This is a genomic window from Hydrophilobacter chitinilyticus (assembly GCF_049860745.1).
Classification (GTDB): domain Bacteria; phylum Pseudomonadota; class Gammaproteobacteria; order Burkholderiales; family Burkholderiaceae_C; genus Rhodoferax_B.
Window position 1 is genome coordinate 264,926 of sequence record NZ_CP187561.1, and the last position, 25,035, is coordinate 289,960.

The 25,035-nt window shown below is 62.2% G+C and carries 25 protein-coding genes; 17 read left to right on the forward strand and 8 right to left on the reverse strand.

The features are described from left to right. Window positions 1–120: 120 nt before the first annotated feature. Complete coding sequence (locus ACPWMG_RS01230) at window positions 121–1,491, reverse strand: AmpG family muropeptide MFS transporter (RefSeq protein WP_483302850.1); 1,371 nt, start codon at window positions 1,489–1,491, stop codon at window positions 121–123. A gap of 32 nt (window positions 1,492–1,523) precedes the next feature. Here ACPWMG_RS01230 and ACPWMG_RS01235 point away from each other — a divergent pair, with 32 nt between their 5' ends. Continuing rightward, complete coding sequence (locus ACPWMG_RS01235; protein ID WP_483302851.1) at window positions 1,524–2,378, forward strand: M48 family metallopeptidase; 855 nt, start codon at window positions 1,524–1,526, stop codon at window positions 2,376–2,378. Between the two features lie 69 nt (window positions 2,379–2,447). Here the strand turns inward: ACPWMG_RS01235 and ACPWMG_RS01240 are convergent, their stop codons facing one another. Then, window positions 2,448–3,308 (reverse strand): LysR substrate-binding domain-containing protein, encoded by an 861-nt coding sequence (locus tag ACPWMG_RS01240; RefSeq protein WP_483302852.1) that lies wholly within the window; start codon window positions 3,306–3,308, stop codon window positions 2,448–2,450. Between the two features lie 116 nt (window positions 3,309–3,424). Here ACPWMG_RS01240 and bla point away from each other — a divergent pair, with 116 nt between their 5' ends. Further along, window positions 3,425–4,318, forward strand: coding sequence for a class A beta-lactamase (bla, locus tag ACPWMG_RS01245; RefSeq protein WP_483302853.1), 894 nt, complete (start codon window positions 3,425–3,427; stop codon window positions 4,316–4,318). Here the strand turns inward: bla and ACPWMG_RS01250 are convergent. Next, window positions 4,315–4,947, reverse strand: a complete 633-nt coding sequence (locus ACPWMG_RS01250) for a LysE family translocator (RefSeq protein WP_483302854.1) — start codon at window positions 4,945–4,947, stop codon at window positions 4,315–4,317. The genes bla and ACPWMG_RS01250 overlap by 4 nt on opposite strands. Window positions 4,948–5,048: 101 nt before the next feature. After that, on the reverse strand, window positions 5,049–5,975 hold the full coding sequence (locus ACPWMG_RS01255) for a MerR family transcriptional regulator (protein ID WP_483302855.1): 927 nt from the start codon (window positions 5,973–5,975) through the stop codon (window positions 5,049–5,051). Window positions 5,976–6,110: 135 nt separating this feature from the next. Here ACPWMG_RS01255 and ACPWMG_RS01260 point away from each other — a divergent pair, with 135 nt between their 5' ends. From ACPWMG_RS01260 to ACPWMG_RS01295, 8 genes are read left to right on the forward strand one after another with little or no spacing between them, the layout of a single operon-like run. Beyond that, entirely contained in the window at window positions 6,111–7,601 is a 1,491-nt protein-coding gene (locus ACPWMG_RS01260; protein WP_483302856.1) for an NAD(P)/FAD-dependent oxidoreductase, read from the forward strand. Then, entirely contained in the window at window positions 7,598–8,386 is a 789-nt protein-coding gene (locus ACPWMG_RS01265) for a DUF1365 domain-containing protein (protein ID WP_483302857.1), read from the forward strand. The genes ACPWMG_RS01260 and ACPWMG_RS01265 overlap by 4 nt, the downstream gene beginning before the upstream one ends. 27 nt (window positions 8,387–8,413) lie before the next feature. Beyond that, window positions 8,414–9,634, forward strand: coding sequence for a class I SAM-dependent methyltransferase (locus tag ACPWMG_RS01270; protein ID WP_483302858.1), 1,221 nt, complete (start codon window positions 8,414–8,416; stop codon window positions 9,632–9,634). A gap of 1 nt (window position 9,635) precedes the next feature. Beyond that, the gene (locus ACPWMG_RS01275) at window positions 9,636–10,157 is read left to right on the forward strand and encodes a chalcone isomerase family protein (protein ID WP_483302859.1); all 522 of its coding nucleotides are present in this window, start codon (window positions 9,636–9,638) and stop codon (window positions 10,155–10,157) included. Then, window positions 10,154–11,401 carry an MFS transporter gene (locus ACPWMG_RS01280; RefSeq protein ID WP_483302860.1) on the forward strand — a complete coding sequence of 416 codons (1,248 nt, stop codon included), beginning with the start codon at window positions 10,154–10,156 and terminating at the stop codon, window positions 11,399–11,401. The genes ACPWMG_RS01275 and ACPWMG_RS01280 overlap by 4 nt, the downstream gene beginning before the upstream one ends. After that, window positions 11,386–11,946, forward strand: a complete 561-nt coding sequence (locus ACPWMG_RS01285) for a DUF3833 domain-containing protein (RefSeq protein ID WP_483302861.1) — start codon at window positions 11,386–11,388, stop codon at window positions 11,944–11,946. The genes ACPWMG_RS01280 and ACPWMG_RS01285 overlap by 16 nt, the downstream gene beginning before the upstream one ends. 10 nt (window positions 11,947–11,956) lie before the next feature. Beyond that, entirely contained in the window at window positions 11,957–12,742 is a 786-nt protein-coding gene (locus ACPWMG_RS01290; RefSeq protein ID WP_483302862.1) for an SDR family NAD(P)-dependent oxidoreductase, read from the forward strand. A gap of 11 nt (window positions 12,743–12,753) precedes the next feature. Continuing rightward, a complete protein-coding gene (locus ACPWMG_RS01295; RefSeq protein ID WP_483302863.1) occupies window positions 12,754–13,191 on the forward strand; it encodes a nuclear transport factor 2 family protein in 438 nt (145 codons plus the stop codon). Between the two features lie 14 nt (window positions 13,192–13,205). On the opposite strand, the gene ACPWMG_RS01300 is transcribed toward ACPWMG_RS01295, so the two are convergent. Beyond that, window positions 13,206–14,027, reverse strand: coding sequence for an exodeoxyribonuclease III (locus tag ACPWMG_RS01300; protein ID WP_483302864.1), 822 nt, complete (start codon window positions 14,025–14,027; stop codon window positions 13,206–13,208). A 10-nt stretch (window positions 14,028–14,037) separates the two neighbouring features. Here ACPWMG_RS01300 and pyrE point away from each other — a divergent pair, with 10 nt between their 5' ends. Continuing rightward, complete coding sequence (pyrE, locus tag ACPWMG_RS01305) at window positions 14,038–14,748, forward strand: orotate phosphoribosyltransferase (RefSeq protein ID WP_483302865.1); 711 nt, start codon at window positions 14,038–14,040, stop codon at window positions 14,746–14,748. Window positions 14,749–14,792: 44 nt separating this feature from the next. Continuing rightward, complete coding sequence (locus ACPWMG_RS01310; protein ID WP_483302866.1) at window positions 14,793–15,386, forward strand: DUF4124 domain-containing protein; 594 nt, start codon at window positions 14,793–14,795, stop codon at window positions 15,384–15,386. A gap of 54 nt (window positions 15,387–15,440) precedes the next feature. Here ACPWMG_RS01310 and gatB read toward each other — a convergent pair whose 3' ends face one another. Genes gatB through gatC form a run of 3 tightly spaced genes read right to left on the reverse strand, consistent with a single transcriptional unit; the run spans window position 15,441 to window position 18,752 of the window. Then, window positions 15,441–16,922 (reverse strand): Asp-tRNA(Asn)/Glu-tRNA(Gln) amidotransferase subunit GatB, encoded by a 1,482-nt coding sequence (gatB, locus tag ACPWMG_RS01315; RefSeq protein ID WP_483302867.1) that lies wholly within the window; start codon window positions 16,920–16,922, stop codon window positions 15,441–15,443. Continuing rightward, entirely contained in the window at window positions 16,923–18,428 is a 1,506-nt protein-coding gene (gene gatA, locus ACPWMG_RS01320) for an Asp-tRNA(Asn)/Glu-tRNA(Gln) amidotransferase subunit GatA (RefSeq protein ID WP_483302868.1), read from the reverse strand. It abuts the gene before it with no gap. A gap of 24 nt (window positions 18,429–18,452) precedes the next feature. After that, window positions 18,453–18,752, reverse strand: coding sequence for an Asp-tRNA(Asn)/Glu-tRNA(Gln) amidotransferase subunit GatC (gene gatC / locus ACPWMG_RS01325; protein WP_483302869.1), 300 nt, complete (start codon window positions 18,750–18,752; stop codon window positions 18,453–18,455). Window positions 18,753–18,952: 200 nt separating this feature from the next. On the opposite strand from gatC, the gene ACPWMG_RS01330 reads away from it, so the two are divergent. From ACPWMG_RS01330 to gudD, 5 genes are all read left to right on the forward strand, one after another. Then, the gene (locus ACPWMG_RS01330; protein ID WP_483302870.1) at window positions 18,953–19,999 is read left to right on the forward strand and encodes a rod shape-determining protein; all 1,047 of its coding nucleotides are present in this window, start codon (window positions 18,953–18,955) and stop codon (window positions 19,997–19,999) included. A gap of 15 nt (window positions 20,000–20,014) precedes the next feature. Beyond that, window positions 20,015–20,959: a rod shape-determining protein MreC gene (mreC, locus tag ACPWMG_RS01335; RefSeq protein ID WP_483302871.1), complete on the forward strand. Its 945-nt coding sequence runs from the start codon at window positions 20,015–20,017 to the stop codon at window positions 20,957–20,959. Window positions 20,960–20,993: 34 nt separating this feature from the next. Beyond that, window positions 20,994–21,524 (forward strand): rod shape-determining protein MreD, encoded by a 531-nt coding sequence (mreD, locus tag ACPWMG_RS01340; protein WP_483302872.1) that lies wholly within the window; start codon window positions 20,994–20,996, stop codon window positions 21,522–21,524. Continuing rightward, the gene (gene mrdA / locus ACPWMG_RS01345; RefSeq protein ID WP_483302873.1) at window positions 21,521–23,464 is read left to right on the forward strand and encodes a penicillin-binding protein 2; all 1,944 of its coding nucleotides are present in this window, start codon (window positions 21,521–21,523) and stop codon (window positions 23,462–23,464) included. Before mreD ends, mrdA begins: the two co-directional genes overlap by 4 nt. Window positions 23,465–23,652: 188 nt before the next feature. Further along, window positions 23,653–24,996, forward strand: a complete 1,344-nt coding sequence (gene gudD / locus ACPWMG_RS01350; protein ID WP_483302874.1) for a glucarate dehydratase — start codon at window positions 23,653–23,655, stop codon at window positions 24,994–24,996. The last annotated feature ends 39 nt before the right edge of the window (window positions 24,997–25,035 follow it).

Below are 25,035 nucleotides of genomic sequence, written 5' to 3' on the forward strand. Positions count from 1 at the left end.
GGATCAGTTTAGTCCCGGGGGCGGTTTTTGTGGGCCTACCCGGGGCAGGGAATAAGGGATAACCGATGTTCCCAGCAGCGCCGCGCGTTGGTTTGTCGCCTCTGTAAAGTTGGGTAAACGTCAGGGCGAGATGGCGTTTGCAGCGGATTCTGCACGCGGAGCCACCTGTGCCGGCGCAAACCGTCCGGCCAGCGCAATCAGCAGCAGCACAGGGACCCCCAGCAGGGCCGTGCCGGTGAAGAAGGCGCTGTAGCCATAACTGTCGACCGCCACGCCCGAGAACCCGGCCAGCCACTTGGGCAGCAGCACCATCAAAGAGCTGAACAGCGCGTACTGGGTGGCCGAGTAGCTGATGTTGGTGAGGCTGGAGAGGTAGGCGATGAACGCCGCCGAGGCAATGCCGCCGGCCAGGTTGTCGGCCGAGACCACGAGCACCAGCGCCTGCACATCATGGCCGTGGCCGCTCAGCCAGGCGAACAGCAGGTTGCTGGCGGCGCTGAGCACGGCGCCGAGCATCAGCACCCGCATCACGCCCAGGCGCATGGACAACACGCCGCCAATGAACGCGCCCACGAGCGTCATCACCACGCCAAACACTTTGGTGACGGCGGCCACTTCGTCCTTGGTGTAGCCCATGTCCACATAAAACGGATTCGCCATGATGCCCATCACCACGTCGCTGATGCGGTAAGTGGCGATCAGCGCCAGGATCAGCACGGCTTGCAGACGGTAGCGGCGAAAGAAGTCGGCAAATGGATCGACCAGCGCCGTTTGCAGCCATTCAGCGGCGTTGCGTGCAGGTTTGATGACAGCGGCTTGTGGCTCGGGCGACAGCAGCACGGTGACGATGCCGACCAGCATGCTCACGGCCATGGCCAGGTAAGCGGTGCGCCAGGCGCTGTGCTGGTAGGCTGAAACATCGGCCACCTCGGCGCGTGCCGCAATCCACAAAACGCCCGCACCGGCCCAAATCATCGCGAGGCGGTAGCCGGTTTGGTAGGCGGCGGCCAGCGCGGCTTGGCGGTCGGCGTTGGCCGATTCGATGCGGTAGGCATCGAGCGCAATGTCTTGCGTGGCCGAGCAAAACGCCACTGCCAGCGCAAACCACACCATCGGCGGCAGGGCGATGCGCGGGTCGGTCAGCGCCATGCCCACCAAGCCGGCAGTAATGCCCAACTGCGACAGCAGCAACCAACTGCGCCGCCGGCCCAGCCAGCGCGTCAGCCCCGGCAGCGGCACGCGGTCGACCAGCGGCGCCCACACCCATTTAAAAGCGTAGGCCAGGCCCACCCAACTGAGGTAGCCGATGGTGGTGCGGTCGATGCCGGCTTCGCGCAGCCAGAAGCTCAGCGAGCCAAACACCAGCAGCAGCGGCAGCCCGGCGGAGAAGCCCAGCGCCAACATGCGCAGCGTGGCGCGTTCGCCATAGACCTTGAGTGCCGTGTGCCAGGGGATCGGGGGTTTTGAAGGGGTAGATACTTTGTCTGACATAGTGGCACGAGGTTTCATGACTATTATTAGCCATGTGTTTTCTATGCCAAGCTAAATCCAAACCTGGCGCTCAACCCGGGGCAGGTCGGCGTCTGTTTTTACACCTCGGTGCTGCGGCCACGGCGGGCGCTGTGGTGCCGCCAGCGGCTGCGCAGGTGGATGTGGGCAGTTCTTCCGCGCTGCGCCAGTTGGTGCCGGCCGAGACGCTGGAAAGCGCCGCCACCAAGCAATACAGCGAAATGCTGGCTGAGGCGCGTAGCAAGGGTGCATTGGCGCCCGAGGGCAATGCACAACTGCAGCGGCTGCGTGGCATTGCGCGGCGCATCATCCCGTACACCGCGCAGTGGAACGACCGCGCGCGCGGATGGCGTTGGGAAGTCAACCTCATTGGCAGCAAGCAGATCAACGCGTTTTGCATGCCGGGCGGCAAGATCGCGTTCTACACCGGTATCCTCGATCAGCTTCAGCTCAACGACGACGAAGTGGCCATGATCATGGGCCACGAAATGGCGCACGCGCTGCGCGAGCATGCGCGTGAACGCATTGCCAAAAGCAAGGGGACCGCGCTTGGCTTGTCGCTTGGTGCGCAGTTGCTGGGACTGGGGCAGTTGGGGGATATCGCCGCCAACATGGGTACGCAGTTGCTCACCTTGAAATTCAGCCGCGACGACGAGAGTGAAGCCGACCTGGTGGGACTGGAGTTAGCTGCGCGTGCGGGCTTTAACCCCCGCGCTTCGGTCACGCTGTGGCAGAAGATGGCGCAGGCCAGCCAGTCCAAGGGCTTGGAGTTTTTGTCGACCCACCCACAAGGGCCTAACCGTATCCGCACGCTGGAATCCAACCTGCCCAAGGTGCAGGGGCTGTATGAGCAGTCGCAAAAGCGCTGATCCAGTCTTAAGGAAAATTGGCCTTTGGCGCTTACTACATAAGCGTAAGAAGCTACGATATTGATAGTATTAAGCTGCGGCCTTGGCCGTGATCCACTCGCTGAACGCCCGCATAGTGGCAGTCTGTTTGCGTGTGCTGAGCCGCGTCAGCCAGTATTGCCCCACCTGCACCTCCACCTCAAACAAGCGTACCAAGCGCCCGCTTTGCAGCGCGTTGCTGAAGAGCTTGGTGGGCAGCAGCGCCACGCCCGCGCCCTGCGCTGCGGCGTCGGCCAACACCAGAGACGAATCGAACATCGGGCCGCTCACCAGCGGTGGTGGCAGGCCGGCGGCAGCGAACCACGTGGGCCATTCGTCGGAGCGGTATGAGCGCAGAAGCACCTCGCGGCTCAAATCTCTGGGGTGGTGAATACGCTCGGCCAAGGCGGGCGCACACACCGGGGCCAGCGGCGCGTTGATGAGCGGCAGCGCGGCAGTGCCGTGCCAGTTGCCGTCACCAAAACGGATGGCGAAGTCCAACCCCTCGCCGGCCAAGTCCACGCGGTTGTTGTTGGTCAGCAGGCGCAGCTCCACAAACGGGTGGCGGTTTTGAAAGTCGCGCATGCGCGGCAGCAGCCAGCCGACGGCGAAGGTGCCCACCACGCCAATCGACAACACCTCGCGTTTTTGTTTGCCTTTGAACACCTGCAGCGTGGTGGCGATGCGCTCGAATGACTCCACCAGCACCGGCAGCAGCGCCTGGCCTTCGTCGGTGAGGGTGAGCCCGCGCGGCAGGCGGCGAAACAGCTTCACGCCCAGACGGGATTCCAGGTTTTTAACGTGCTGGCTCACGGCGGTTTGTGTGAGGTGCAATTCTTCAGCGGCACGCGTAAAGCTGAGGTGGCGGGCCGAGACTTCGAAGGCGCGCAGGGCGTTCAGGGGCAGATCCATCGCCGGAGGATAGGGCCTTACAGGCCAAGTTTTCTGCAGGGCTGATCAAAATTAATCCCGTTTGTGAGAGTGCCCTCGGCTGACTACGATTTGCCTCTTTTTCAGAGAGACAAAAAATGTTCAACAGACGCAATTTCATCGCCACCGGCGCCGTGGGCATGGGCACCGTTTTTGGCCTGAGCCCCCAGATTAGCTTGGCGTCAGCCCCAGACGCAATCGACGTGCAAGCCACACTCGTCCGCCTGGAAGAATCTGCTCAAGGGCGCTTGGGCGTGTACATCCTCGACACCGCCACCGGCCAGCACTACGGCTACCGCGCGGACGAACGTTTCATGATGCTCAGCTCTTTCAAAACCTTGGCCAGTGCGCTGGTGCTGGCGCGCGTAGACCGCAAGGAAGAATCGCTGGAGCGCCGCATACGGTTCGAGAAAAACGCCTTGGTCGACTGGTCGCCCATCACCGAAAAACACGTGGGCGGCGAGGGCATGACGCTGGCCGAGCTGTGCCACGCCACCATCACCACCAGCGACAACACCGCCGCCAATTTGATCTTGCAGAGCTACGGGGGCCCCAAACGTTTAACGCAGTTTCTGCGCAGCCTGGGTGACACCGTGACGCGCACTGACCGCACCGAGCCGAGTCTGAACGTGCCCGCCAAAGGCGAACCCCAGGACACCACTACCCCCAAGGCCATGACCGCCACGGTGCAGAAGCTGCTGTTCGGCACTGCGCTTTCCAGCACGTCACGCACGCAGTTGCAGCAATGGCTGGAAGACAACACCACGGGGGGCAAACGCCTGCGCGCTGGGTTGCCAGCACAGTGGCGTGTGGGTGAGAAAACCGGCACCAACAAAACGGGGGCCAACGACGTGGGCTTTGTGGTGCCCGCACAAGGCAAGCCTTGGCTGGTCACGGCTTACTTGGCCGAGAGCCAGGCGACGATGGACGTGAAGGAGGCCGCTTTGGCCGGTGTGGGTGCGCTGGTGGCGCAGCTTGCCGGCAAGGTTTAAACGCTGCGCTGCTTCAACGTCAGCACCGACAAACCGGCCGCAATGAATGTGAGTCCGGCGCCGATGTTCACGCCCTTGATGACCCGGGGGCGGGCCTGCAGCCAGCCTGCCAGACGCGAAGCAAAACCGCCCATCAGCGTGAAGATGATGGCGGTCATCACCGCGAAGATTGCACCGTAGCCCAGCATTTGCAGCGTGACCGAGCCCCGGCTGGCGTGCACAAACTGCGGCAAAAACGCCAGCACAAACAGGCCGGGCTTGGGGTTCAGCACGTTCGACAACACCCCCGTGATGAACACCTTGCGCAGCGGCAGGTGGGCCGAGGGCGTGAACGAGATCAGGTTGCCTGCTGCCAGCGCCTTGTAGCCCAGCCACAAAAGGTACAGCGCGCCCACCGCCTTCACCACCCAGAACGCCTGCGGCGAGCTTTGGATGATGAGCGACAGCCCGAATGCCGCCGCCAGCGCGTGGCACATGATGCCGATGCCTGCGCCGATGGACGACAACGCCGCCGCCATGCGCCCCTGGCTGAGTCCCCGGCTGATGGCCAGAATGTTGTCTGGCCCCGGCGACAGCACCACCACCACGCAGGCGGCCAGGTAGGCGAGAAGGGTGTCGAGTGGGAACATGGTGGGCCTCTTTTCAACGGCATCGGGCTGGGGATGGCATCGTAGTCGATCACCCCATGATCTGGCGCCGAAACCGTTGCGCTTTGTATCGCCCTACGCTGCTATGCAGTGGTGACCTCGGCCCGCCAGCGTTGCACCTGCTCGGCAATCTGCGTCAACTGGGTCACGTGCAGCAGCCGTGCGTGGCCGCTGCGCTTTTGCAATGCGGCGCTGTTGCCGCCCGCCCATAGCTCCACCGCTGCGGGCAACTGCGCGCGCAATGCGCCCAAGGATTCGGTCACCTGGTTGGGCGCCAGGTAGCCGCTAAAGCTTAAAGCGACGATATCGGCGCGGTGCGCAGCGGCGGCCAGCACGATGTCGGCCACGGGGGTTTGCACACCCAGCGACAGGCACTCGCAGCCCTCCAGCGCCATCAGGGCTTCGGCCATCAGCAGGCCCAGGCCGTGTTGTTCGTCTGGCAGCGTAGTCAGCAAGACGCGCGGGCGCTCGTGGCGCGCCAACTGCGGCATGCTCAGAATGGCTTGGCGCAAAACCAGCTGCAGCGACTCGCTGTAGATGTGTTCTTCAAAAACTTGTAGCTCGCCGCGCATCCAAAGTTCGCCCACTTGCGTAGTCAGCGGTGCAATGAGCGAAATCACCCCATCTCCCACACCCGAGCGCAGCAGCGCTTGGGTCAGCTTGCGCCGCAGGCCGTCCACGTCATGAGCGCGCAAGTCATCCAAAAACGGCGTGAGCTCCGGCCGCGCGGGGGCCGTGCCAAAGCTTTGCTGCTGCGCTTGCGCCAGCAGGGCTTGCAGGCTGTCGACATCGGTAGGCACCAGCCGCCCGGCGCGGTGGCCCAGGTCGAGCAGGCGTTTGATGAGCCGCAGCTTGTGCACCTGCTCCAACGGGTACGCGCGCTCGCCTTGCGCGTCGCGCTGCGGCTGCGGGAACTGGTAGCGCCGCTCCCACATGCGCAGGCTGTCTTTGCTGATGCCGGTGTCGCGCTCCACCGCCGCAATCCCCAGCAAAGCGGCGGAGTCAGCCATGGGGGCACCTCGCGTGGGCGGGTTGAAGCGGGTATTGGTTTGCCATTAAGGGTAGTTTGTCTTGGACAAACATGAGACAAAACATGAATTTTTACTTAATATAGCGTCACAAAGCCAGTTTGACTAGGACAAAGCATGAACAGAATTCCCGCATTGTCGCCCACCATGGGGCGTGCTGGCGCCATACCGGGGCAGCCGGCCGTGGCTGAAGGCGCACAGGCGCTGACCGCTTCTCGCGTGCCGCAAACCCAAGGCCCGGCAGCGCATGCAGTGGGGTTGTCCGCCTATTTGCTGGGTCTCGGCCAGCGAGCCGGCTGGGCTGGTGCGGGTTATCAGCCGCGCGTGGCAGTGGTGGGTTCGGGCATCGCGGGTTTGTCTACCGCCTGGACGCTGAGCCAGCAAGCGCGGGTCACGTTGTATGAAGCGGGTGTCTATTTCGGCGGCCACACGCACACGGTAGACGTGGCGTTGGAGGGCCACCGTTGCGGTGTCGATACCGGCTTTTTGGTGTTCAACGAACGCACCTATCCGCTGCTGATCCAGCTGTTTGCGCAGTTGGGCGTGGAGACGGTGGCTAGCGAAATGTCGTTCTCGGTGCAGCTTCCACACTTATTAGGCCACGAAGGGCTGGAGTGGAGCGGTAGCAACCTCAACAGCGTGTTTTCGCAACGCAGCAACATGCTGCGCCCCGGCTTCTGGCGCATGCTGCGCGACCTGCTGCGGTTCAACCGCATCACCGCCGCGCTGGCGGAAGAAGGACAAGAAGCAGAACTAGCCCAGCCCATTGGCGAGTTTCTGCAGGCGCACGGCTTCAGTGCCGAGTTTCGCGATTGGTATTTGCTGCCGATGGTGGCCTGCATCTGGTCGTGCCCCACGTCGCAGATGCTGCAGTTCCCCATCCAAACGTTGATCCGCTTCTGCCACAACCATGGTCTGCTGCAGGTAGCCAACCGGCCGCAGTGGTTTACCGTGCGCGGTGGGGCGCGCCACTATGTCGACAAGATGCTGCCCAAGATCACCGAGAGGCGGCTGAACACGCCCGTGCTCGGCGTGCAACGCCAGCCCGATGGCGTGATGCTGCGCACCGCTCAAGGCGTGGAGCATTTTGATGCCGTGGTGCTAGCCAGCCACAGCGACCAATCGCTGCGCTTGTTATCGGATGCCTCGCGCGAAGAGCAGCAAATTTTGGGCGCCGTGCGCTACCACCAGAACCGTGCGGTGCTGCACACCGACACATCGCTGTTGCCGCACCACCGCCGCACCTGGGCCGCGTGGAACTACGAGCGCGGCGCGGGCGGGCAAGAGAGCCAGGCCGTGTGCCTGCATTACCTGCTGAACCGCTTGCAGCCGCTGCCCTGGCAGCAGCCCACGGTGGTGTCGTTGAACCCGGTACGCGAGCCCTCTGCCGTCAAGGTGCTGGGCGAATACGACTATGCACACCCGGTGTTCGACCAGGCCGCCATCCAGGCGCAGCAACGCCTGGGCGATATCCAGGGCAACGGCAACGTCTGGTTCTGCGGCGCCTGGACGCGTTATGGCTTTCACGAAGATGGCTTGTTATCGGGCCTGCGTGTGGCCCAAAAAGTGGCAGCCTCGCTGGCCTTGCAACGCAGGGGACTTTCATGACATCCATGAAGTCGATGACACCCATGGCCGACCGGCCTGCCCAGGCGTTGATCGGCCGCGGCCCGGTGCTGCACAAGCGGCTGCGGCCGCGCGTGCATCGGTTCCGCTACAACAGCTACTTCCTCATGTTGCCCATGCGCACACTGCGTGCCCAAGCGTGTGCCGCGTTGAACCGCAATGGCTGGGGCTGGCTGAGTTTTCACGATGCCGACCATGGCGATGGCGGCCCCGATGCGCTGGCCTGGTTTGATGCCTTGCTGGCCAGAGAAGGCATCACCGATGCTACCGGTGAGGTCTGGCTGCATTGCTTCCCCCGAGTGCTCGGCTACGCCTTTAAGCCGGTGAGCTTTTGGTATTGCCACCGCGTGGATGGCGCGTTGGCGGCCATTGTGGTGGAGGTCAACAACACCTTCGGCGAGCGTCACTGTTATCTGCTGACCGGGCCCGCGCTGGCCTATGGCCGCGAACTTACCGCCGCCAAAGTGTTCCACGTTTCGCCCTTCTGTGCGGTGGAGGGCGGCTACCGCTTTCGCTTCTTGCACAGCGGCGACCGCACCGTGGCGCGCATCGACCATGACGATGCCACCGGCCCGCTGCTGCTCACCAGCATTTCCGGCCGCTTGCAGCAGCTCACGCCAACTTCTGCGCGCGCGGCCTTTTGGGCGCTGCCCGCTTTCAGCCTGATGCTGATGGCACGCATCCACTGGCAGGCCTTGCGCCTGTGGGTTAAACGCACGCCGTTTTTTGGCAAGCCTGTGGCACCACACCATTTTTTGACTCGTTGAGGCTGCGCGAACTGACGCTGTATGGTTATGAATTCTTCCACCCTCACTTCCTCGTTTCGCCTTCCTGAAGGTGCCCCCGCCGCCGCGCGTACCGTGTTCAAACTGTTGGCGCGGCTGCAGTACGGCAGCATTGATGTGCAGTTGCCCGATGGTGGCGCGGCGCACTTCGGCGGTGCCGAAGGCCCACGCGCCGCCATCCGCATCAAGGACTGGGCCGTCTGCACAGCAGCGCTGCGCTCCGGCGACATCGGTTTTGCCGAGAGTTTTGTGGCCGGCCACTGGAGCACGCCCGACCTGCGCGCGTTGCTGGAGGTGTTTGTGCGTAACCGCGAAGCGCTGGAGGAAGTGGTCTACGGCAGTTGGCTAGGCGCGCTCGCGCACCGCGTACAGCACTGGCTGAACCGCAACAGCCGCGCGGGAAGCCGCAAAAACATCCACGCCCATTACGACCTGGGTAATCACTTCTACAAGCTGTGGCTCGACCCGAGCATGAACTACTCCAGCGCCTGGTTCGATGGCGACCTGCACCGCCCCATGGGCGAGGCACAGCAAGCCAAGATGCAACGCGCGCTGCGCGAATGCAACGTGGCGCCGGGCCAGCGTGTGCTGGAAATCGGCTGCGGTTGGGGCGCGTTAGCCGAATGTGCGGCGCGCGACTTCGGCGCCAAGCTCACCGGCGTCACGCTGTCGAGCGAACAGTTGGCGTGGGGGCAAAAGCGCTTGGCCGATGCCGGCTTGCAAGACCAGGCCGAGTTGCGCTTGCAAGACTACCGCGACATCCAGGAGCCCGCGTTCGATGCCGTGGTGTCGATCGAAATGTTCGAGGCCGTGGGCCGCGCCTATTGGGACGGCTACTTCCAAACCGTGCATCAGCAGCTCAAGCCCGGCGGCCGCGCCTGCATCCAAAGCATCACCATCCGGGACGACCTGTTCGAGCGCTACACCCGCTCCAGCGACTTCATCCAGCAGTACATCTTTCCGGGCGGCATGCTGCCCAGCCCTAGCGTGTTCCGTGCGCAAGCCGAAAAGGCCGGCCTGCTCGTGGTTAACGAGCTGGCGTTTGGCCTGGACTACGCCGAGACCCTGCGCCGCTGGCGCGAAGACTTCATGCACCGCGATGCCGAGGTGCGGCAACTGGGCTTCGACACCCGCTTCATGCGGCTGTGGGAGTTCTACCTGGCGTACTGCGAAGCGGCATTTGCGGCGGGCAACACCAACGTCATGCAGTTCACCCTGGTGCGAGACTGACATGCACCGGCGGCGCACGCTCATGGGCTTGGCGGCGTTGGCCGCATTGCCGCTGAGCTTGCGCGCGCAACCGGCAGCGTTGGCAGGCTGGCCACTGCAGGGCGAGGGGCAACTGCGCTTCTTCGGCCTGCTGGTCTACGACATTCGCTTGTGGGCACCTACCCCTGTGGGCCCGCAGTGGTGGTCGCAACCGTTGGCGCTGGAACTCACCTATGCGCGCAGCCTGCAAGGTAAGGAAATCGCCAAACGCTCGCTCGAAGAAATGCGCCGCCAGCAAACCATTGACGACGCCACGGGGCAGCGCTGGCTGGTCGAGATGGAGGCCGCGTTCCCCGATGTGAAAGAGGGCGACCGCATCAGCGGCCGCCACGACCCCGCCGTGGGCGCCGCGTTTTGGGTCAACGGCAAACCCTCGCGCAGCGTGGCCGACCCACTGTTCAGTCGCTTGTTCTTCGGCATCTGGCTGGCGCCGCAAACGTCTGAGCCTGCGCTGCGCAAAAAGCTGTTGGGGTTGCCGTCATGAAAAAGAGAGACGGCCTAAGCTACGGCACGCTCGGCTTTGCGCTGGCGTTTGTGGCGCTACCGCTCTACGTCACGCTACCCGCGTATTACGCGCAAAACTACGGTGTGCCACTGGCCGCGTTAGGCCTGGTGCTGCTGGGCGCGCGTTTGGCCGATGCGCTGGTCGACCCGTGGATGGGCCGCCTGGCCGATGGCTGGCTCAGCACTGCCACTCCGTTACGCCCCATGGCTGTGGCTGCACTGCTGCTGGCCATCAGCTTTGTGTTGTTGTTCTTCCCACCTGCTCTCAGCCAAGCAGGGCTGTTGGCTTGGTGCACGGTGGCGTTACTGTTCACCTACCTGGGCTACAGCGTGCTGAGTGTGATGCACCAGGCTTGGGGTGCCCGGCTGGGCGGCGACGGCGTGCAGCAAACCCGCGTGGTGGCCTGGCGCGAGGGCATGGCTCTGGCGGGTGTGTTGTGCGCCAGTGTGTTGCCCTCGTTGGCGGGCTTGGGTATCACCAGCGCAGCTTTGGCCATCAGCCTGTTGGTGGGGCTGGCGCTGTTACGCCGCGCGCCAAGGGCCGAGCATGTGGCACAACCCGGCATGCATGACGCCGGTCTGGCTTGGCGCACACCAGGCTTCAAGCCGCTGCTGGCGGTGTTTTTACTCAACGGCATTGCGGCGGCTATTCCCGCCACGCTGTTGCTGTTTTTTGTGCGCGACCGTTTGCAAACCCCGCAGTCTGAAGCGCTTTATTTGGCGAGTTATTTTGTGGCCGCCGCGCTTTCGTTGCCGCTGTGGTTGCGCAGGGTGGCGCGTGTAGGCCAGGCGCGTGCTTGGGGTTCAGCCATGCTGCTGGCGGTGGTCAGTTTCGGCTGGGCGGCGCTGCTCTCGGCTGGTGACCAAATGGGTTTTCTGCTGGTCTGCCTGGGTAGCGGTGTGGCCCTGGGTGCCGACCTCGCCATTCCGGGCGCCATGCTGACGCGGGTGGTGCAACGCGCGGGATTGGCGGGACACGCCGAGGGCGCTTTCTTCGGCTGGTGGAACTTTGCCACCAAGCTCAACTTGGCCGTGGCCGCAGGCTTGGCCTTGCCGCTGCTGCAAGGGCTGGGCTACACGCCAGGCCAGCGCGACCCGCAGGCGCTGCACGCGTTGACCCTAGCCTATTGCGTGTTGCCCTGTGTTTTAAAGCTCGGCGCTGCAGTCTTGCTGTACCGCCTGTTCATCCAACATCAAAAGGAGGCCTTATGCGCTCCAACGTAATGCGCCCCTACCTCAATCGCCGTGGCCTGCTGGTTGCGGGCGGTGCTGCGCTGTTGCTGTCGGGCTGTGCGTCCGCGCCCACACCGGCCGACTACGCCGACCAAAAACCGGTGCTCGACCTGCGCCAGTACTTCAATGGACAGCTCGTCGCCTATGGCTTGGTGACCGACCGCGCAGGCAAGGTGCTGCGACGTTTTACCGTGCAGCTCAAAGGCACCTGGCAAGGCGACGACGGCACGCTGGAAGAAGACTTTTTATACAGCGACGGCGAAATCCAGCGCCGCGTGTGGCGCCTGCGCCATCTCGGCGGCGGCCAATACACCGGCCGTGCCGACGACGTGGTGGGCGAGGCGCGCGGCGAAGCCGCAGGCAACGTCTTGCGCTGGCGCTACACCTTGCAAGTCCCGGTGGGCACCACGGTATACGACGTCGATTTCGACGACTGGATGTACCTGATGGACGACAAGATCATGCTCAACAAAACCAAGATGACCAAGTTCGGCATCCATGTGGGCGACATCACGTTGTCGTTCACCAAGCTCTAAAAATCGCACCATGGCAAACAACCCTTTATTGCACCACTGGCGCGACAAAACGGTGTGGGTCGTGGGCGCGTCCAGCGGCATCGGGCTGGCGCTGGCGAAGGCGCTGCACGCAGCGGGCGCACGCGTGGTGGTGTCGGCGCGCAATGCCGATGTGCTGCAAGAGTTTGCGGAAACCCATCGTGGTTGCCTGGCCCTGCCGCTAGACGTGCAAGACGCCGCCGCGTTGCGCACCGCAGTAGCCGAAATTTTGGTGCTCAAAAAGCAGATTGACGCTTGTATCTATTGCGCAGGCCACTATCAAAACATGAGAGCCCAACAGTTCTCACTGAACGAGGCCCTGCGCCACATATACATCAACTACGTGGGCGCGTTGAATTTACTGGACGCGGTGCTGCCGCAACTGCTGCGCCAGGCGAAAGCGGGGCAGGGCGGGCACATCAGTTTGGTGTCGAGCGTGGCGGGCTACCGCGCCTTGCCCAAGTCGATGGCGTACGGCCCGACGAAGGCTGCACTCACCCACTTGGCCGAGTCACTGTATTTGGATCTGGCGCCTGAGGGGCTAGGCGTGTCGGTGGTGCACCCAGGCTTTGTGGCCACGCCGCTCACTGCGGGCAACGACTTCAAAATGCCCGCGCTCATCAGCCCCGAAGAGGCCGCGCAGGCCATCATGGACGGCTGGGCCGCAGGGCGTTTTGAAATCCACTTTCCGAAACGTTTTACGCGCTGGCTCAAGTTCATGCGCCTGCTGCCGTATGGGCTCTACTTTCGCGCGGTGCACCGCATCACCGGACTCTGAGGACTTTGAAGATGGACCCACGCGTCAAATTGATCGTGACGATGTTCGAGCACATGAAACCCTCGGACGTGGACCGGCTGCACCTGTATTACGACCGCCAGGCCTACTTCAAAGACCCATTCAACGAAGTGCGTGGCCTGCCCGCCATTCAGGCGGTGTACCAGCACATGTTCGATGGCTTGGAGGCGCCGCGCTTCAAGGTGTTGGACGTGTTGGTCGACGGCAACCAGTGTTTCCTCATCTGGGACTTCAGCTTCAGCCTGCGCGGCCGGCCGCAAAACGTACATGGCAGCAGCCACCTGCGCTTGAGCCCTGCGGGGCGCATCCAGTACCACCGCGACTACTGGGACGCGGCGGCCGAGTTGTACGAGAAGCTGCCGCTCTTGGGCACCGTGCTGCGCTGGCTGCGGCGCAAGATTGGCACGTCGTCCTCATCGGCGCAATCGTAGGCGCTTAGAAGCTTTTAAATGCTCCAGTCGTACTCGATCGTCAGCGGCGCGTGGTCGGAGAACTTCTCGTCCTTGTAGATCGACGCGTTGAGCGCCTTGTCGGCCACGCCCTTGGTGGCCAGGTGGTAGTCGAGGCGCCAACCTACGTTGTTGGCGTAGGCCTGGCCACGGTTGCTCCACCACGTGTAGCTGGTGTCGGTGGTGTCGGGGTGCAGTTGGCGGTACACGTCGATCAGGCCCAGGCCTTTGGCGGCCAACGGGTCAAGGTCGGCGCGGGCCAGCAGGTGGGTCATCCAGCTGCGTTCTTCGGGCGTGAAACCGCTGTTCTTCTGGTTGCTGCGCCAGTTCTTCAAGTCGATTTCGCGGTGGGCGATGTTGACGTCGCCGCACAAGATGAACTCACGTGTGCGCTTCAATTCGGTGAGGTGCGGCAAAAATTCCGCCAGAAAACGGAACTTGGCCTGCTGGCGCTCTTCGCCGGAGGAGCCACTGGGGAAGTAGCAACTGATGATGGACAGCTTGCGTTTGGGCGTGTCGAAACGCGCCTCGACGTAGCGGCCTTCGGCGTCAAATTCGGTGGAGCCGTAGCCCACGATCACCTCGCTGGGCGCGTGGCGCGTGTAGAGGCCCACGCCCGAGTAACCCTTCTTCTGAGCAAAGTGAAAGTGGCCTTGCAAGCCGGCGAGTTGCTCAAACTTGCCTTCCACATCGGCGGCCTGGGCTTTCACTTCTTGCACACAAATACAATCTGGGGCAATACCAGCAATCCACTTTTCCACACCCTTGGTGGTGGCGGAGCGGATGCCGTTGAGGTTAAGGCTGGTTAATTTGAACAAGGACTTCTCCATGACGGTAGACAACAAGGGCGCGGCTCAGAGCGCAACGCCAAACGAACAAGACGCATTGGCCCAGGAATTTGTGCAATTCTCCGTCGATTCCGGTGTGTTGCGCTTTGGCGAATTCAAAACCAAGGCTGGGCGCATGAGCCCCTACTTTTTCAACTCGGGTCTGTTTGACGACGGCGCCAAGCTGGGCCGCCTGGCCACGTTCTACGCACGTCGCCTGCTCGACAGCGGCATCGAGTTTGACATGGTGTTTGGGCCTGCCTACAAGGGCATTCCGCTAGGTGCTTCGGTCGCCATCGAGTTGGCGCGCCTGGGCCGCAACGTGCCGTTTGCCTACAACCGCAAGGAAGCCAAGGCGCACGGCGAAGGCGGCAACCTGGTGGGCGCGCCTTTGAAGGGCCGTGTGTTGGTGGTGGACGACGTGATGTCGGCCGGCACCGCCGTGCGTGAATCCATCTCCATCATCCAGGCCGCAGGTGCTACGCCGCACGCCGTGGTCATTGCGTTGGATCGCCAGGAAATGGCCACCGAGAACGGCCAGGACGTGCCGCACAGTGCGGTGCAATATGTGCAGAATCAGCTCGGGTTGGCCGTCTGTTCGATTGCGAAATTGGACGATTTGTTGCAGTATCTCGCCCATCATGAAACGCCAGACTTGGGAGCGCACCACGCGCGTGTACTGGCATACCGACAACGCTACGGCGTAAATTAAGGGGCTGTGTGGCTGGCTGGACGGTGCAACTTAGAACAATTTTCTTGTTAGCTGCGGGCTGCGCAGGGATAGCCCAGGCCCAAAGCATTTACAGCTGTACCGATTCCAAGGGGCGCAAGCTCACGTCGGACCGGCCCATTCAGGAGTGCCTCGACCGGGAGCAACGTGAGCTCAATCCGAGTGGCTCCACCAAACGCGCCGTTGGCCCGTCCTTGACAGCGGCCGAGCGTGACCAAGTCGAAGCGCAAAAGCGCAAAGAAGCCGAGCAGGCCGCGCGCGTCAACGAAGAGCGCCGCCGCAACCGCGCGCTGTTGATGCGTTATCCCGACCGTGCCGCGCATGACCGTGAACGTGCGGCCGCGCTTAAGCAGGTGGACGAGGTGATCGACGCGGCCAACAAACGCATGGTGGAGTTGAACCAACAGCGCGTGGCGATCGATGCCGAGTTGGAGTTCTACAAAAAAGACCCCAGCAAGGCGCCTGCAAAGGTGCGTCGGCAAATCACCGAGCAAGAAGAAAGCGTGCGCGGGCAGCAGCGCTTCATCGACGACCAGCAGGAAGAAAAGAAACGCATCAACGAACGTTTTGACGAAGAACTCGGGCGCTTGAAGCCGCTCTGGGGTGGTGGCGGGCAGTAGCCCAACGTAGCGCAAAGTTCTAGGCCAGATGCCTAGCCTAGAACTTTGTTTGCATCAGCCCAAACGCGCTCTCAGCAGCGTATTCACCTGGCCTGGGTTGGCCTTGCCGGCGCTGGCTTTCATGATTTGGCCGACCAGCGCGTTCAACGCCTTGTCGTTGCCGGCCTTGAACTCGGCCACGTTCTTGGCGTTGGCGGCGATCACGGTGTCGACAATGGCTTCCAGCGCGCCGGTGTCGTTCATCTGCTTCAAGCCCTTGGCTTCGATCACGGCATCGACCTCCGCCGCCGCATCACTCCACAACGCATCGAACACTTGGCGTGCCGCGTTGTTGGAGATGGTGTCGTCGGCAATGCGCGCAATCAACTGACCCAGGCGCTCTGCGCTGACGGGGGACTGGTCGATCGCCAGGTCGTCGGCGTTGAGTCGGCGTGACAGCTCACCCATGATCCAGTTGCCGGTCAGCTTGGCTTGGCCGCTGGCCTTGGCGGCCGCTTCGAAGTAGCTGCTGGTGGCCTGGCTTTGCGTGAGGATGGTGGCGTCGTAGTCGGACAGGCCGTATTCGCTGGCAAAGCGGGCGGCCATCACACGCGGCAACTCGACCATGGCGTTGCGCACGCGGTCTACCCATTCTTCAGCGATGACCAGCGGCGGTAGGTCTGGATCGGGGAAGTAGCGGTAATCGGCGGCGTCTTCCTTGGTGCGCATGGCGCGGGTCTCACCCGTGTCTGGGTTGAACAGCACGGTGGCTTGCTGGATAGCCAGGCCGTCTTCGATTTGTTCGATTTGCCAGCGCACTTCGAAATCGATGGCCTGCTGCATGAACTTGAAGCTGTTCAGGTTCTTGATTTCGCGGCGGGTACCTAGCGGGTCGCCAGGCTTGCGCACAGACACGTTGGCATCGCAGCGGAACGAGCCCTCTTGCATGTTGCCGTCGCAGATGCCAATCCAGGTGACGATCTTGTGCAACTCTTTGGCGTAGGCCACGGCTTCGGCAGACGAGCGCATGTCGGGCTCGGTGACGATTTCCAGCAGTGGTGTACCAGCGCGGTTCAGGTCGATGCCGGTCTGGTTGATGAAGTCTTCGTGCAGCGATTTGCCCGCGTCTTCTTCCAGGTGGGCGCGCACCAGGCGCACCGACTTTTTCTCGTCGCCCAGGTAGAACTCCACCGAGCCGCCTTGCACCACCGGAATTTCGAACTGGCTGATCTGGTAGCCCTTGGGCAGGTCGGGGTAGAAGTAGTTCTTGCGCGCGAAGATGCTGCGCGGCGCGATGTGTGCGCCGACCGACAGGCCGAACTCAATGGCGCGCTCGACAGCGCCCACGTTCATCACCGGCAGGGTGCCGGGCAAGGCCATGTCCACAGCGCAGGCTTGGGTGTTGGCTTCGGCGCCAAAGGCGGTGGAGGCGCGGCTGAAAATCTTGCTCGCGGTGGAGAGCTGGGTGTGGGTTTCGAAGCCAATCACGACTTCGTAGCCCTGCACCAACAACGACTTGGTGGTCGACTTGCTGTCTTTGGTGGATGGTTTGTTCATTCAGGAAACCAGCTTGGAAGCAGAGGGTTGGCGAAGGTGAAAGTCGGTGGCTTGCTGCAGACGGTGCGCGGCGTTGAGCAAGCGCGACTCCTGCAGGTAGTTGCCGATGAGCTGCAAGCCCACGGGCATGCCGCCTTCACCCAAACCTGCGGGCACGCTCATGCCGGGCAGACCGGCGAGCGACGAGGGCAGGGTGAAGATGTCGGCCAGGTAGTTGGCCAGCGGGTCGGACTTGGCGCCGAGCTTCCACGCCACGGTGGGCGCCACGGGGCCGGCGATCAGGTCGCACTGCGTGAAGGCTTGATGGAAGTCGTCGGCAATCATGCGGCGGATCTTTTGCGCCTGCAGGTAATACGCGTCGTAGTAGCCGTGGCTCAGCACGTAGGTGCCGATCATGATGCGGCGCTTTACTTCGTCGCCAAAGCCTTGGGCGCGGCTCTTCTTGTACATGTCGAGCAGGTCGGTGTATTGGTCGGCGCGGTGGCCGAACTTCACACCGTCAAAACGGCTCAGGTTGCTCGACGCTTCGGCCGGCGCAATGATGTAGTACACCGGGATGGACAGCTCGGTGCGTGGCAACGAAATCTCGACCAGCTTGGCGCCGAGCTTTTCGTATTCTTTCAACGCCGCGTCGATGGCTTGGCGCACGTCGGCCGACAGACCTTCGCCGAAAAACTCTTTCGGCAGGCCGATGCGCAGGCCTTCGATTGAGTCGTTCAAGCGCAGGCTGTAGTCTTCAGCGGGCACGTCGAGTGAGGTGGAGTCGCGGTCCAGGTCGGGGCCACACATGGCGCTGAGCAGCAACGCGCAGTCTTCGGCCGTGCGGGCCATGGGGCCGGCTTGGTCGAGGCTGGAGGCAAACGCCACCATGCCGTAGCGCGAGGCACGGCCGTAGGTCGGTTTGATGCCGGTGATGCCGCAGAACGACGACGGCTGGCGAATCGAGCCGCCGGTGTCGGTGCCGGTCACCGCAGGGGCCAAACGCGCAGCCACGGCCACGGCGCTGCCGCCTGACGAACCGCCAGGAATACGTGTTGTGTCCCAGGGGTTCAACGCGGGCATGTAGGCCGAGTTTTCGTTGCCCGAGCCCATGGCGAATTCGTCGCAGTTGAGCTTGCCCAGCGTCACTGCGCCAAGGTTCGCCATGCGGGACACCACGGTGGCGTCAAACGGCGAGCGGTAGCCCTCCAGCATTTTCGAGCCGGCGGTGGTGGGGAAGTCTTTGGTGACGAAGATGTCTTTGTGCGCGATCGGCACGCCTTCGAGCGCGCCAGCGGTGCCAGCGGCGATACGTGTATCGGCGGCTTGTGCTTGCTGCAGCGTGGCGGCTTCGTCGAGGTTCAAGAACGCGCCCAATGCGGCGTTGGATTTGGCGCGAGCCAGGAAATGCTGGGCCGTTTCAACGGCCGATACTTTGCCGTCGCGCAACTGTTTTGCCAGCGCGGTGACGGTCAGGTCGTGTAGGTCTGGTGTGGCACCAGAAGAAGTGTGTGCTTCAGAGGTCATGAAATGTTGGCTTTATTCGTTCACTTACTCGATCACTTTGGGAACCAGGAACAGGCCGCGTTCCACCGCTGGAGCAGACTGCTGGTTCAGATCGCGCTGGTTGGGTTCGGAAACGGCGTCGGCGCGCAGGCGCAAAGTGATGTCTTGGATCACGGCAACGGGGTGCGCCAGGGGTTCTAAACCCGAGGTATCCACAGCCCGCATCTGTTCCACGATGTCAAAGAACCCGTTCAATTGCGTGAGCATGTGCTCACTTTCTGAGGGTTGAAGCTCCAGCCTTGCCAAATTGGCAATGCGGTCAAGATCTTGGGAAGTCAGAGCCATAAAAAATTACATTAAAAAGCACAGGTAAATCTGCGCCTGCCGACAGGGCGGCAATGGTTATTCACAGGGGATGCGGTATTATCCCGCCTTTGGTGTAACGGCTGCGAATTCGGTCACAACAGCATCAAAAATCTAGGTTTTTACCCGTTTTACAGTGGTGGCGGTCTGCCGAAGTGCCGATCGCGCCCGAGAGGAATTTCATGTTTGGAGCTTTTCGTCGGTACATTTCTACCGACTTGGCGATCGACCTTGGCACTGCCAACACCCTGATCGTTGTACGTGACAAGGGCATTGTGCTCGACGAACCGTCTGTTGTGGCCATTCGCCACGAAGGTGGTCCCCAAGGCAAAAAGACGATCCAGGCGGTTGGTAAAGAAGCCAAGGCCATGTTGGGCAAAGTGCCCGGCAACATCGAAGCCATCCGGCCGATGAAAGACGGCGTGATCGCCGACTTCACGGTCACCGAGCAAATGCTCAAGCAGTTCATCAAGATGGTGCATCCTCGTGGCATTTTTCGCCCGAGCCCGCGCATCATCATCTGTGTGCCTTGCGGCTCCACCCAGGTTGAACGCCGTGCCATCCGTGAATCGGCCTTGGGCGCAGGTGCATCCGAGGTTTACCTGATCGAAGAACCGATGGCAGCCGCCATTGGCGCAGGCCTGCCGGTGAGCGAAGCCAGCGGCTCCATGGTGGTCGACATTGGCGGCGGTACCACCGAAGTGGGCGTGATCTCGCTCGGCGGCATGGTCTACAAGGGTAGCGTGCGTGTGGGTGGCGACCGTTTTGACGACGCCATCATCAACTACATCCGCCGCAACTACGGCATGTTGATTGGGGAGCCCACGGCTGAAGCCATCAAGAAGCAAATTGGCTCGGCCTTCCCTGGCTCTGAAGTCAAGGAAATGGAAGTCAAGGGGCGCAACCTCTCCGAAGGTGTGCCACGCAGTTTCACGATTTCGAGCAACGAAATCCTCGAAGCCCTGACCGACCCGCTGAACAACATCGTCGCCGCCGTTAAAAACGCGCTGGAACAAACGCCTCCCGAACTGGGCGCAGACATTGCCGAACGCGGCATGATGCTGACCGGCGGCGGCGCTTTGCTGCGCGACCTGGACCGTCTGCTGGCCGAGGAAACCGGCTTGCCCGTGCTGGTGGCCGAAGATCCGTTGACCTGCGTGGTGCGTGGATGCGGCATTGCCCTGGAGCGCATGGAGCGCCTGGGCGGCTCGATTTTCACCAGCGAATAACGTTGGGGCGCAGCGATGCCACTCGGTACGCTGGACCGAACTCCACCGCCATTCTTTAAGCAGGGCCCTTCGGCCCTGACCAAGCTGATGGTGTTCAGCGCATTGGCCCTGTTTCTGATGGTGGCGGATGCGCGTTTCAAGCTGATTCAGCCCTTGCGGGCAGGTATTGCCACGGCTTTGTATCCGCTGCAATGGCTCGCCATGGGCCCGGTGCGCCTGGTGCAGGGCGGCGGCAGCTACTTTGAGTCCTTGTCCAAAGCCCAGGCTGCGGTGAATGACGTTGAACACAAGTTGGCGCTGCAGTCGGTGCGTGCCAGCCAGGTGGAGCAACTCACACAAGAAAACCAACGGCTGCGCCAATTGCTGTCGCTGCGCGAGCAGTTGGCCGTGCAAAGCCAGGCGGCCGAGGTGCTGTACGACACGGCTGATGCCTATACCCGCAAAGTCATCATCGACAAAGGTGTTGCCCAAGGGGTAGAGGCTGGCTCGCCGGTGATGGACGAATCGGGCGTTCTGGGGCAAGTCACCCGCGTGTTCCCGGTGGTCAGCGAGGTCACGCTGTTGGTCGACAAAGACCAGGCCATTCCGGTGGTGAACGCACGCACCGGTGTGCGCGGCGTGGCTTATGGCTACAGCGATGCCACGAGCAGCGGCTTGCTGGAGCTGCGTTTCATGGCGGGCAACTCCGATGTGCAAGTGGGTGACATGTTGACCACCAGCGGCGCCGATGGCGTCTACCCCGGTGGTTTGCGTGTGGCCACAGTGGAACGTATCGACCGGCGCGCCGACTCGGCTTTTGCGCGTATTTACTGCAAGCCCATGGGGCAGATGTCTGGCGTTCGGCATGTCGTCGTGCTACAACCGACGGCTGTGAACATGCCGGGTCTGGCGGCAGACGCCAAAGCACCTGCCAAGCCTGCTTCTGCACCGGCTTCACACGCTAAAGGCGCCAAGAAATGATGCCGTCGATGCTGCATTTGTTGCGGGGTTCGCCATGATCATGCCGCAAGGCCAGCAGCTCCTGCTGCCGGCGAAGCCAATCTTCATTGGCTCCAGTCTCGTCGTGGCTTTGTTGCTCAACATGATTGGCAACATGGGCCTGTGGGGGCGTGCGCCCTGGGTGCCCGATTTTGTCGCCATGTTGTTGGTGTTCTGGGTGGTGCACCAGCCGCAACGCGTGGGTATTGGCACGGCCTTCGTCTATGGTTTGTGCATGGACGTGCACCAGTCCACCCTGTTGGGCCAGCACGCGTTGTCCTATGCGGTGTTGACCTATATGGCGATTGCCATTCACCGCCGACTGCTGTGGTTTAGCGTGCCTTCACAGGCGTTGCAGGTTTTTCCGCTGTTTTTGGCCGCGCACCTGATCGAGGCCGCGTTGCGCATGCTGGGCGGCGGCATGTTTCCTGGGTGGCAAGCGATTCTGGCACCGGTGCTGGAGGCTGTGCTCTGGCCGGTGGTGAGTGTGTTGTTGTTGGCCCCACAGCGCAAAGCGCCGAATCCCGACGCTGATCGGCCGCTATGACCGAGCTCAAAAACGTCGCGGCCGAGCTTGGGCGTTTTCGCCGGCGCGTGCTGGTGGCCTGTTTGGCCGTGGTGCTGGCGTTTTCGGGCGTAGTGGCGCGCTTGGTGTATCTGCAGATCGTGCGCTACCAGGACCTGCGCGATCAAGCCGAAAACAACCGCACCGCCATCGTGCCGGTGGTGCCCAACCGTGGGTTGATTCTGGACCGCAACGGCGTTGTGCTGGCTTCCAACTACTCGGCCTACACGCTGGAGATCACCCCCTCCAAAGTGGAGAACCTGGAAAACACCATCGATGAACTCTCCAAGATCGTCGATATCCAGCCGCGCAACCGCAAGCGCTTCAAGAAGCTGATGGAAGATTCGCGCAACTTCGAGTCGTTGCCGATTCGCTCGCGCCTGACCGACGACGAAGTGGCTCGTTTCGCGGCGCAGCGCTACCGCTTCCCTGGCGTGGACGTGAAGGCACGGTTGTTCCGCACCTACCCCTATGGCGAACTGGCCAGCCACGTGGTGGGTTATATCGGCCGCATCAACCGCGCGGAGAAAGAGCGCATCGATGAATCGGATGAAGCCGATAACTACCGGGGCACCGAATACATCGGCAAGCTCGGCATCGAGCAAAGCTACGAGTCGCAGTTGCACGGCATGGCGGGTGCCGAAGAAATGGAAACCTCGGCAGGCGGGCGCGCGGTGCGCAAGTTGGCCAGCAACCCTGCCACGCCTGGCAAGTCGGTGGTGCTGTCGCTAGACATCAAACTGCAGAAGCTGGTGGAAGACCTGTACGGCGACCGGCGCGGTGCGCTGGTGGCCATCGACCCGAAGAACGGCGAGGTGCTCGCCTTCGTCAGCAAACCTACCTTCGACCCGAATCTGTTTGTCGACGGCATCGACGTTGAAAACTGGCAGGCCCTGAACGAATCCATCGACAAGCCGTTGCTCAACCGCGCCCTGCGCGGCACCTACCCGCCAGGCTCCACCTACAAGCCGTTCATGGCACTGGGAGCGCTGGAAACCGGCAAACGTGCGCCCGGCACCATCATCATGGACAACGCTTCGTGGACTTTTGGTGGACACACTTTCCGCAGCCACGGCGATATCGCGCTGGGGCCGGTCGACATGAACAAGGCCATCATCCATTCGAGCAACGTGTACTTCTACTCGCTGGCGAACGACATGGGCGTCGACACCATCCATGACTTCATGAAGCCGCTGGGCTTTGGGCAGATCACCGGCATCGACGTCAACGGCGAAGTGCGCGGCGTGTTGCCCAGCACCGACTGGAAACGCAAAACCTACAAACGTGCCGAACAAAAGAAGTGGTATGCGGGCGAAACCATTTCCTTGGGCATTGGCCAGGGCTACAACAACTTCACCATGCTGCAGTTGGCCTCGGCCACGGCAACCCTGGTCAACTACGGTGTGCAGTACAAGCCGCACCTGGGTTTGTCGCTGATCGACCCGATCACCCACGCACATGAACCGGTGGAGAAGATTGCGCCGGTGAACCTGGGCTACAAACCGCAAAACGTCGACATCGTGCGCCGCGCCCTGGTGGGGGTGACGCAAGAGGGCACCTCGACCAAAGTGTTTGCGGGTGCGCAGTACTTGTCGGGCGGCAAAACCGGTACGGCGCAGGCCGTCACCATCGGCGCCAAAGAAAAGTACAACAGTGCCCGCATGGAAGAACGCCAACGCGACCACGGCGTGTACATGGCATATGCGCCCGCAGACAACCCGCAAATCGCATTGGCCTTGATTGTGGAAAACGCCGGTTGGGGCGCTGGCGTGGCCGCTCCGATTGCGCGACGTGTTTTTGACTACTGGGTCAAAGGTATCTACCCCAGCGAAGAAGACATTGCCAACGTGCGCAAGGGCTTGGGCGCGGCGCCCATAGGCGCCCCTCGCGCTGTCAGCGACATCAACTTACCCGCGCCCTGATTCACCGACACCACCTCCCTAAACGCCATTTGACGCGTGCGGCGCAAGGTGGGGGAATCAGCGGGGCGCTTGTGGTTTTCCCTGTTTAGCTTGTGTAAACCCCCAATAAGGGTAGATTCTGAGCTTGCGCGATTGATTGTTATCGTTAACAATTAACTCTTTTGCCACTAATTGAGCCCGAGTTGCCCATGCCTGCACAACCTATGTCTTCTACGCCGTTGATTACCGAACTGCGCGTCATTCCCGTCGCTGGCCAAGACGCCATGTTGATGAACCTCAGCGGCGCCCACGCGCCGTACTTCACGCGCAACCTGTTGCTGCTCAAAGACAGCGCTGGCCGTGTGGGCGTGGGCGAAGTGCCCGGTGGCGAAAACATTCGCAAGACCCTGGAAAACGCGCGCGACCTGCTGGTGGGCGAATCCATTGGCCGTTATCAGCAATTGCTGAACAAGGCGCGCCACGCCTTCTCGGGTCTGGACGTGGGTGGCCGTGGCAACCAGACGTTTGATTTGCGCATCGCCGTGCACGCCGTCACGGCACTTGAAGCTGCGTTGCTCGACCTCTTGGGCCAACACCTGGGCGTGCCCGTGGCGCAACTGCTGGGCGAAGGCCAGCAACGTGAAGAAGTCGAAATGCTCGGCTACCTGTTCTACATCGGCGACCGCAACGCCACCAAGCTGCCTTACCGCACCGAGCCCGATGGCGACAACGAATGGTTCCGTCTGCGCAACGAGAAAGCCATGGACGCCGACAGTATTGTGCGCCTGGCCGAAGCCGCACACGCGCGCTACGGCTTCAACGATTTCAAACTCAAAGGCGGTGTGTTGTCGGGCGACGAAGAAGTCGAAGCCATCCGCGCGCTGCACGCCCGCTTCCCTGAGGCGCGTGTGACGCTGGACCCCAACGGTGGCTGGCTGCTCAAAGACGCCATCCGTCTGTGCCGCGACCTGCACGGCGTGCTGGCCTATGCCGAAGACCCATGCGGTGCCGAAGACGGCTTCAGCGGCCGCGAAGTGATGGCCGAGTTCCGCAAGGCCACCGGCCTGCCCACGGCCACCAACATGGTCGCCACCGACTGGCGCCAAATGGGACACGCGATCCAAACGCATGCGGTAGACATTCCGCTGGCAGACCCACACTTCTGGACCATGCAGGGCTCGGTGCGTGTAGCGCAGATGTGCCACGAGTGGGGCCTTACCTGGGGTTCGCATTCGAACAACCACTTTGATGTGTCGCTGGCCATGTTCACTCACGTGGCGGCTGCCGCGCCAGGCCACATCACGGCCATCGACACCCACTGGATCTGGCAAGACGGCCAGTACCTCACGCAGGAGCCGCTGCAAATTGTGGGCGGCAAAGTGAAGGTGCCGACCAAGCCCGGCCTGGGTGTGGAATTGGACATGGACGCCGTGGAGCGGGCACACCGTCTGTACCTCGACCACGGTCTGGGCGCTCGCGACGACGCCATTGCCATGCAATATTTGATTCCCGGCTGGAAGTTTGACGCCAAGCGTCCTTGCATGGTGCGCTAAGCACCCAGCCTACAGCGTTGGCTCCCTGGGGCCAGCGCT

What these genes read in the sequence shown, in the direction of transcription:
- ACPWMG_RS01230 (WP_483302850.1), bottom strand. Translation starts at nt 1,491, where the DNA reads ATGTCAGACAAAGTATCTACCCCTTCAAAACCCCCGATCCCCTGGCAC.
- ACPWMG_RS01235 (WP_483302851.1), top strand. Translation starts at nt 1,524, where the DNA reads ATGTGTTTTCTATGCCAAGCTAAATCCAAACCTGGCGCTCAACCCGGG.
- ACPWMG_RS01240 (WP_483302852.1), bottom strand. Translation starts at nt 3,308, where the DNA reads ATGGATCTGCCCCTGAACGCCCTGCGCGCCTTCGAAGTCTCGGCCCGC.
- bla (WP_483302853.1), top strand. Translation starts at nt 3,425, where the DNA reads ATGTTCAACAGACGCAATTTCATCGCCACCGGCGCCGTGGGCATGGGC.
- ACPWMG_RS01250 (WP_483302854.1), bottom strand. Translation starts at nt 4,947, where the DNA reads ATGTTCCCACTCGACACCCTTCTCGCCTACCTGGCCGCCTGCGTGGTG.
- ACPWMG_RS01255 (WP_483302855.1), bottom strand. Translation starts at nt 5,975, where the DNA reads ATGGCTGACTCCGCCGCTTTGCTGGGGATTGCGGCGGTGGAGCGCGAC.
- ACPWMG_RS01260 (WP_483302856.1), top strand. Translation starts at nt 6,111, where the DNA reads ATGAACAGAATTCCCGCATTGTCGCCCACCATGGGGCGTGCTGGCGCC.
- ACPWMG_RS01265 (WP_483302857.1), top strand. Translation starts at nt 7,598, where the DNA reads ATGACATCCATGAAGTCGATGACACCCATGGCCGACCGGCCTGCCCAG.
- ACPWMG_RS01270 (WP_483302858.1), top strand. Translation starts at nt 8,414, where the DNA reads ATGAATTCTTCCACCCTCACTTCCTCGTTTCGCCTTCCTGAAGGTGCC.
- ACPWMG_RS01275 (WP_483302859.1), top strand. Translation starts at nt 9,636, where the DNA reads ATGCACCGGCGGCGCACGCTCATGGGCTTGGCGGCGTTGGCCGCATTG.
- ACPWMG_RS01280 (WP_483302860.1), top strand. Translation starts at nt 10,154, where the DNA reads ATGAAAAAGAGAGACGGCCTAAGCTACGGCACGCTCGGCTTTGCGCTG.
- ACPWMG_RS01285 (WP_483302861.1), top strand. Translation starts at nt 11,386, where the DNA reads ATGCGCTCCAACGTAATGCGCCCCTACCTCAATCGCCGTGGCCTGCTG.
- ACPWMG_RS01290 (WP_483302862.1), top strand. Translation starts at nt 11,957, where the DNA reads ATGGCAAACAACCCTTTATTGCACCACTGGCGCGACAAAACGGTGTGG.
- ACPWMG_RS01295 (WP_483302863.1), top strand. Translation starts at nt 12,754, where the DNA reads ATGGACCCACGCGTCAAATTGATCGTGACGATGTTCGAGCACATGAAA.
- pyrE (WP_483302865.1), top strand. Translation starts at nt 14,038, where the DNA reads ATGACGGTAGACAACAAGGGCGCGGCTCAGAGCGCAACGCCAAACGAA.
- gatB (WP_483302867.1), bottom strand. Translation starts at nt 16,922, where the DNA reads ATGAACAAACCATCCACCAAAGACAGCAAGTCGACCACCAAGTCGTTG.
- gatA (WP_483302868.1), bottom strand. Translation starts at nt 18,428, where the DNA reads ATGACCTCTGAAGCACACACTTCTTCTGGTGCCACACCAGACCTACAC.
- gatC (WP_483302869.1), bottom strand. Translation starts at nt 18,752, where the DNA reads ATGGCTCTGACTTCCCAAGATCTTGACCGCATTGCCAATTTGGCAAGG.
- ACPWMG_RS01330 (WP_483302870.1), top strand. Translation starts at nt 18,953, where the DNA reads ATGTTTGGAGCTTTTCGTCGGTACATTTCTACCGACTTGGCGATCGAC.
- mreC (WP_483302871.1), top strand. Translation starts at nt 20,015, where the DNA reads ATGCCACTCGGTACGCTGGACCGAACTCCACCGCCATTCTTTAAGCAG.
- mreD (WP_483302872.1), top strand. Translation starts at nt 20,994, where the DNA reads ATGATCATGCCGCAAGGCCAGCAGCTCCTGCTGCCGGCGAAGCCAATC.
- mrdA (WP_483302873.1), top strand. Translation starts at nt 21,521, where the DNA reads ATGACCGAGCTCAAAAACGTCGCGGCCGAGCTTGGGCGTTTTCGCCGG.
- gudD (WP_483302874.1), top strand. Translation starts at nt 23,653, where the DNA reads ATGCCTGCACAACCTATGTCTTCTACGCCGTTGATTACCGAACTGCGC.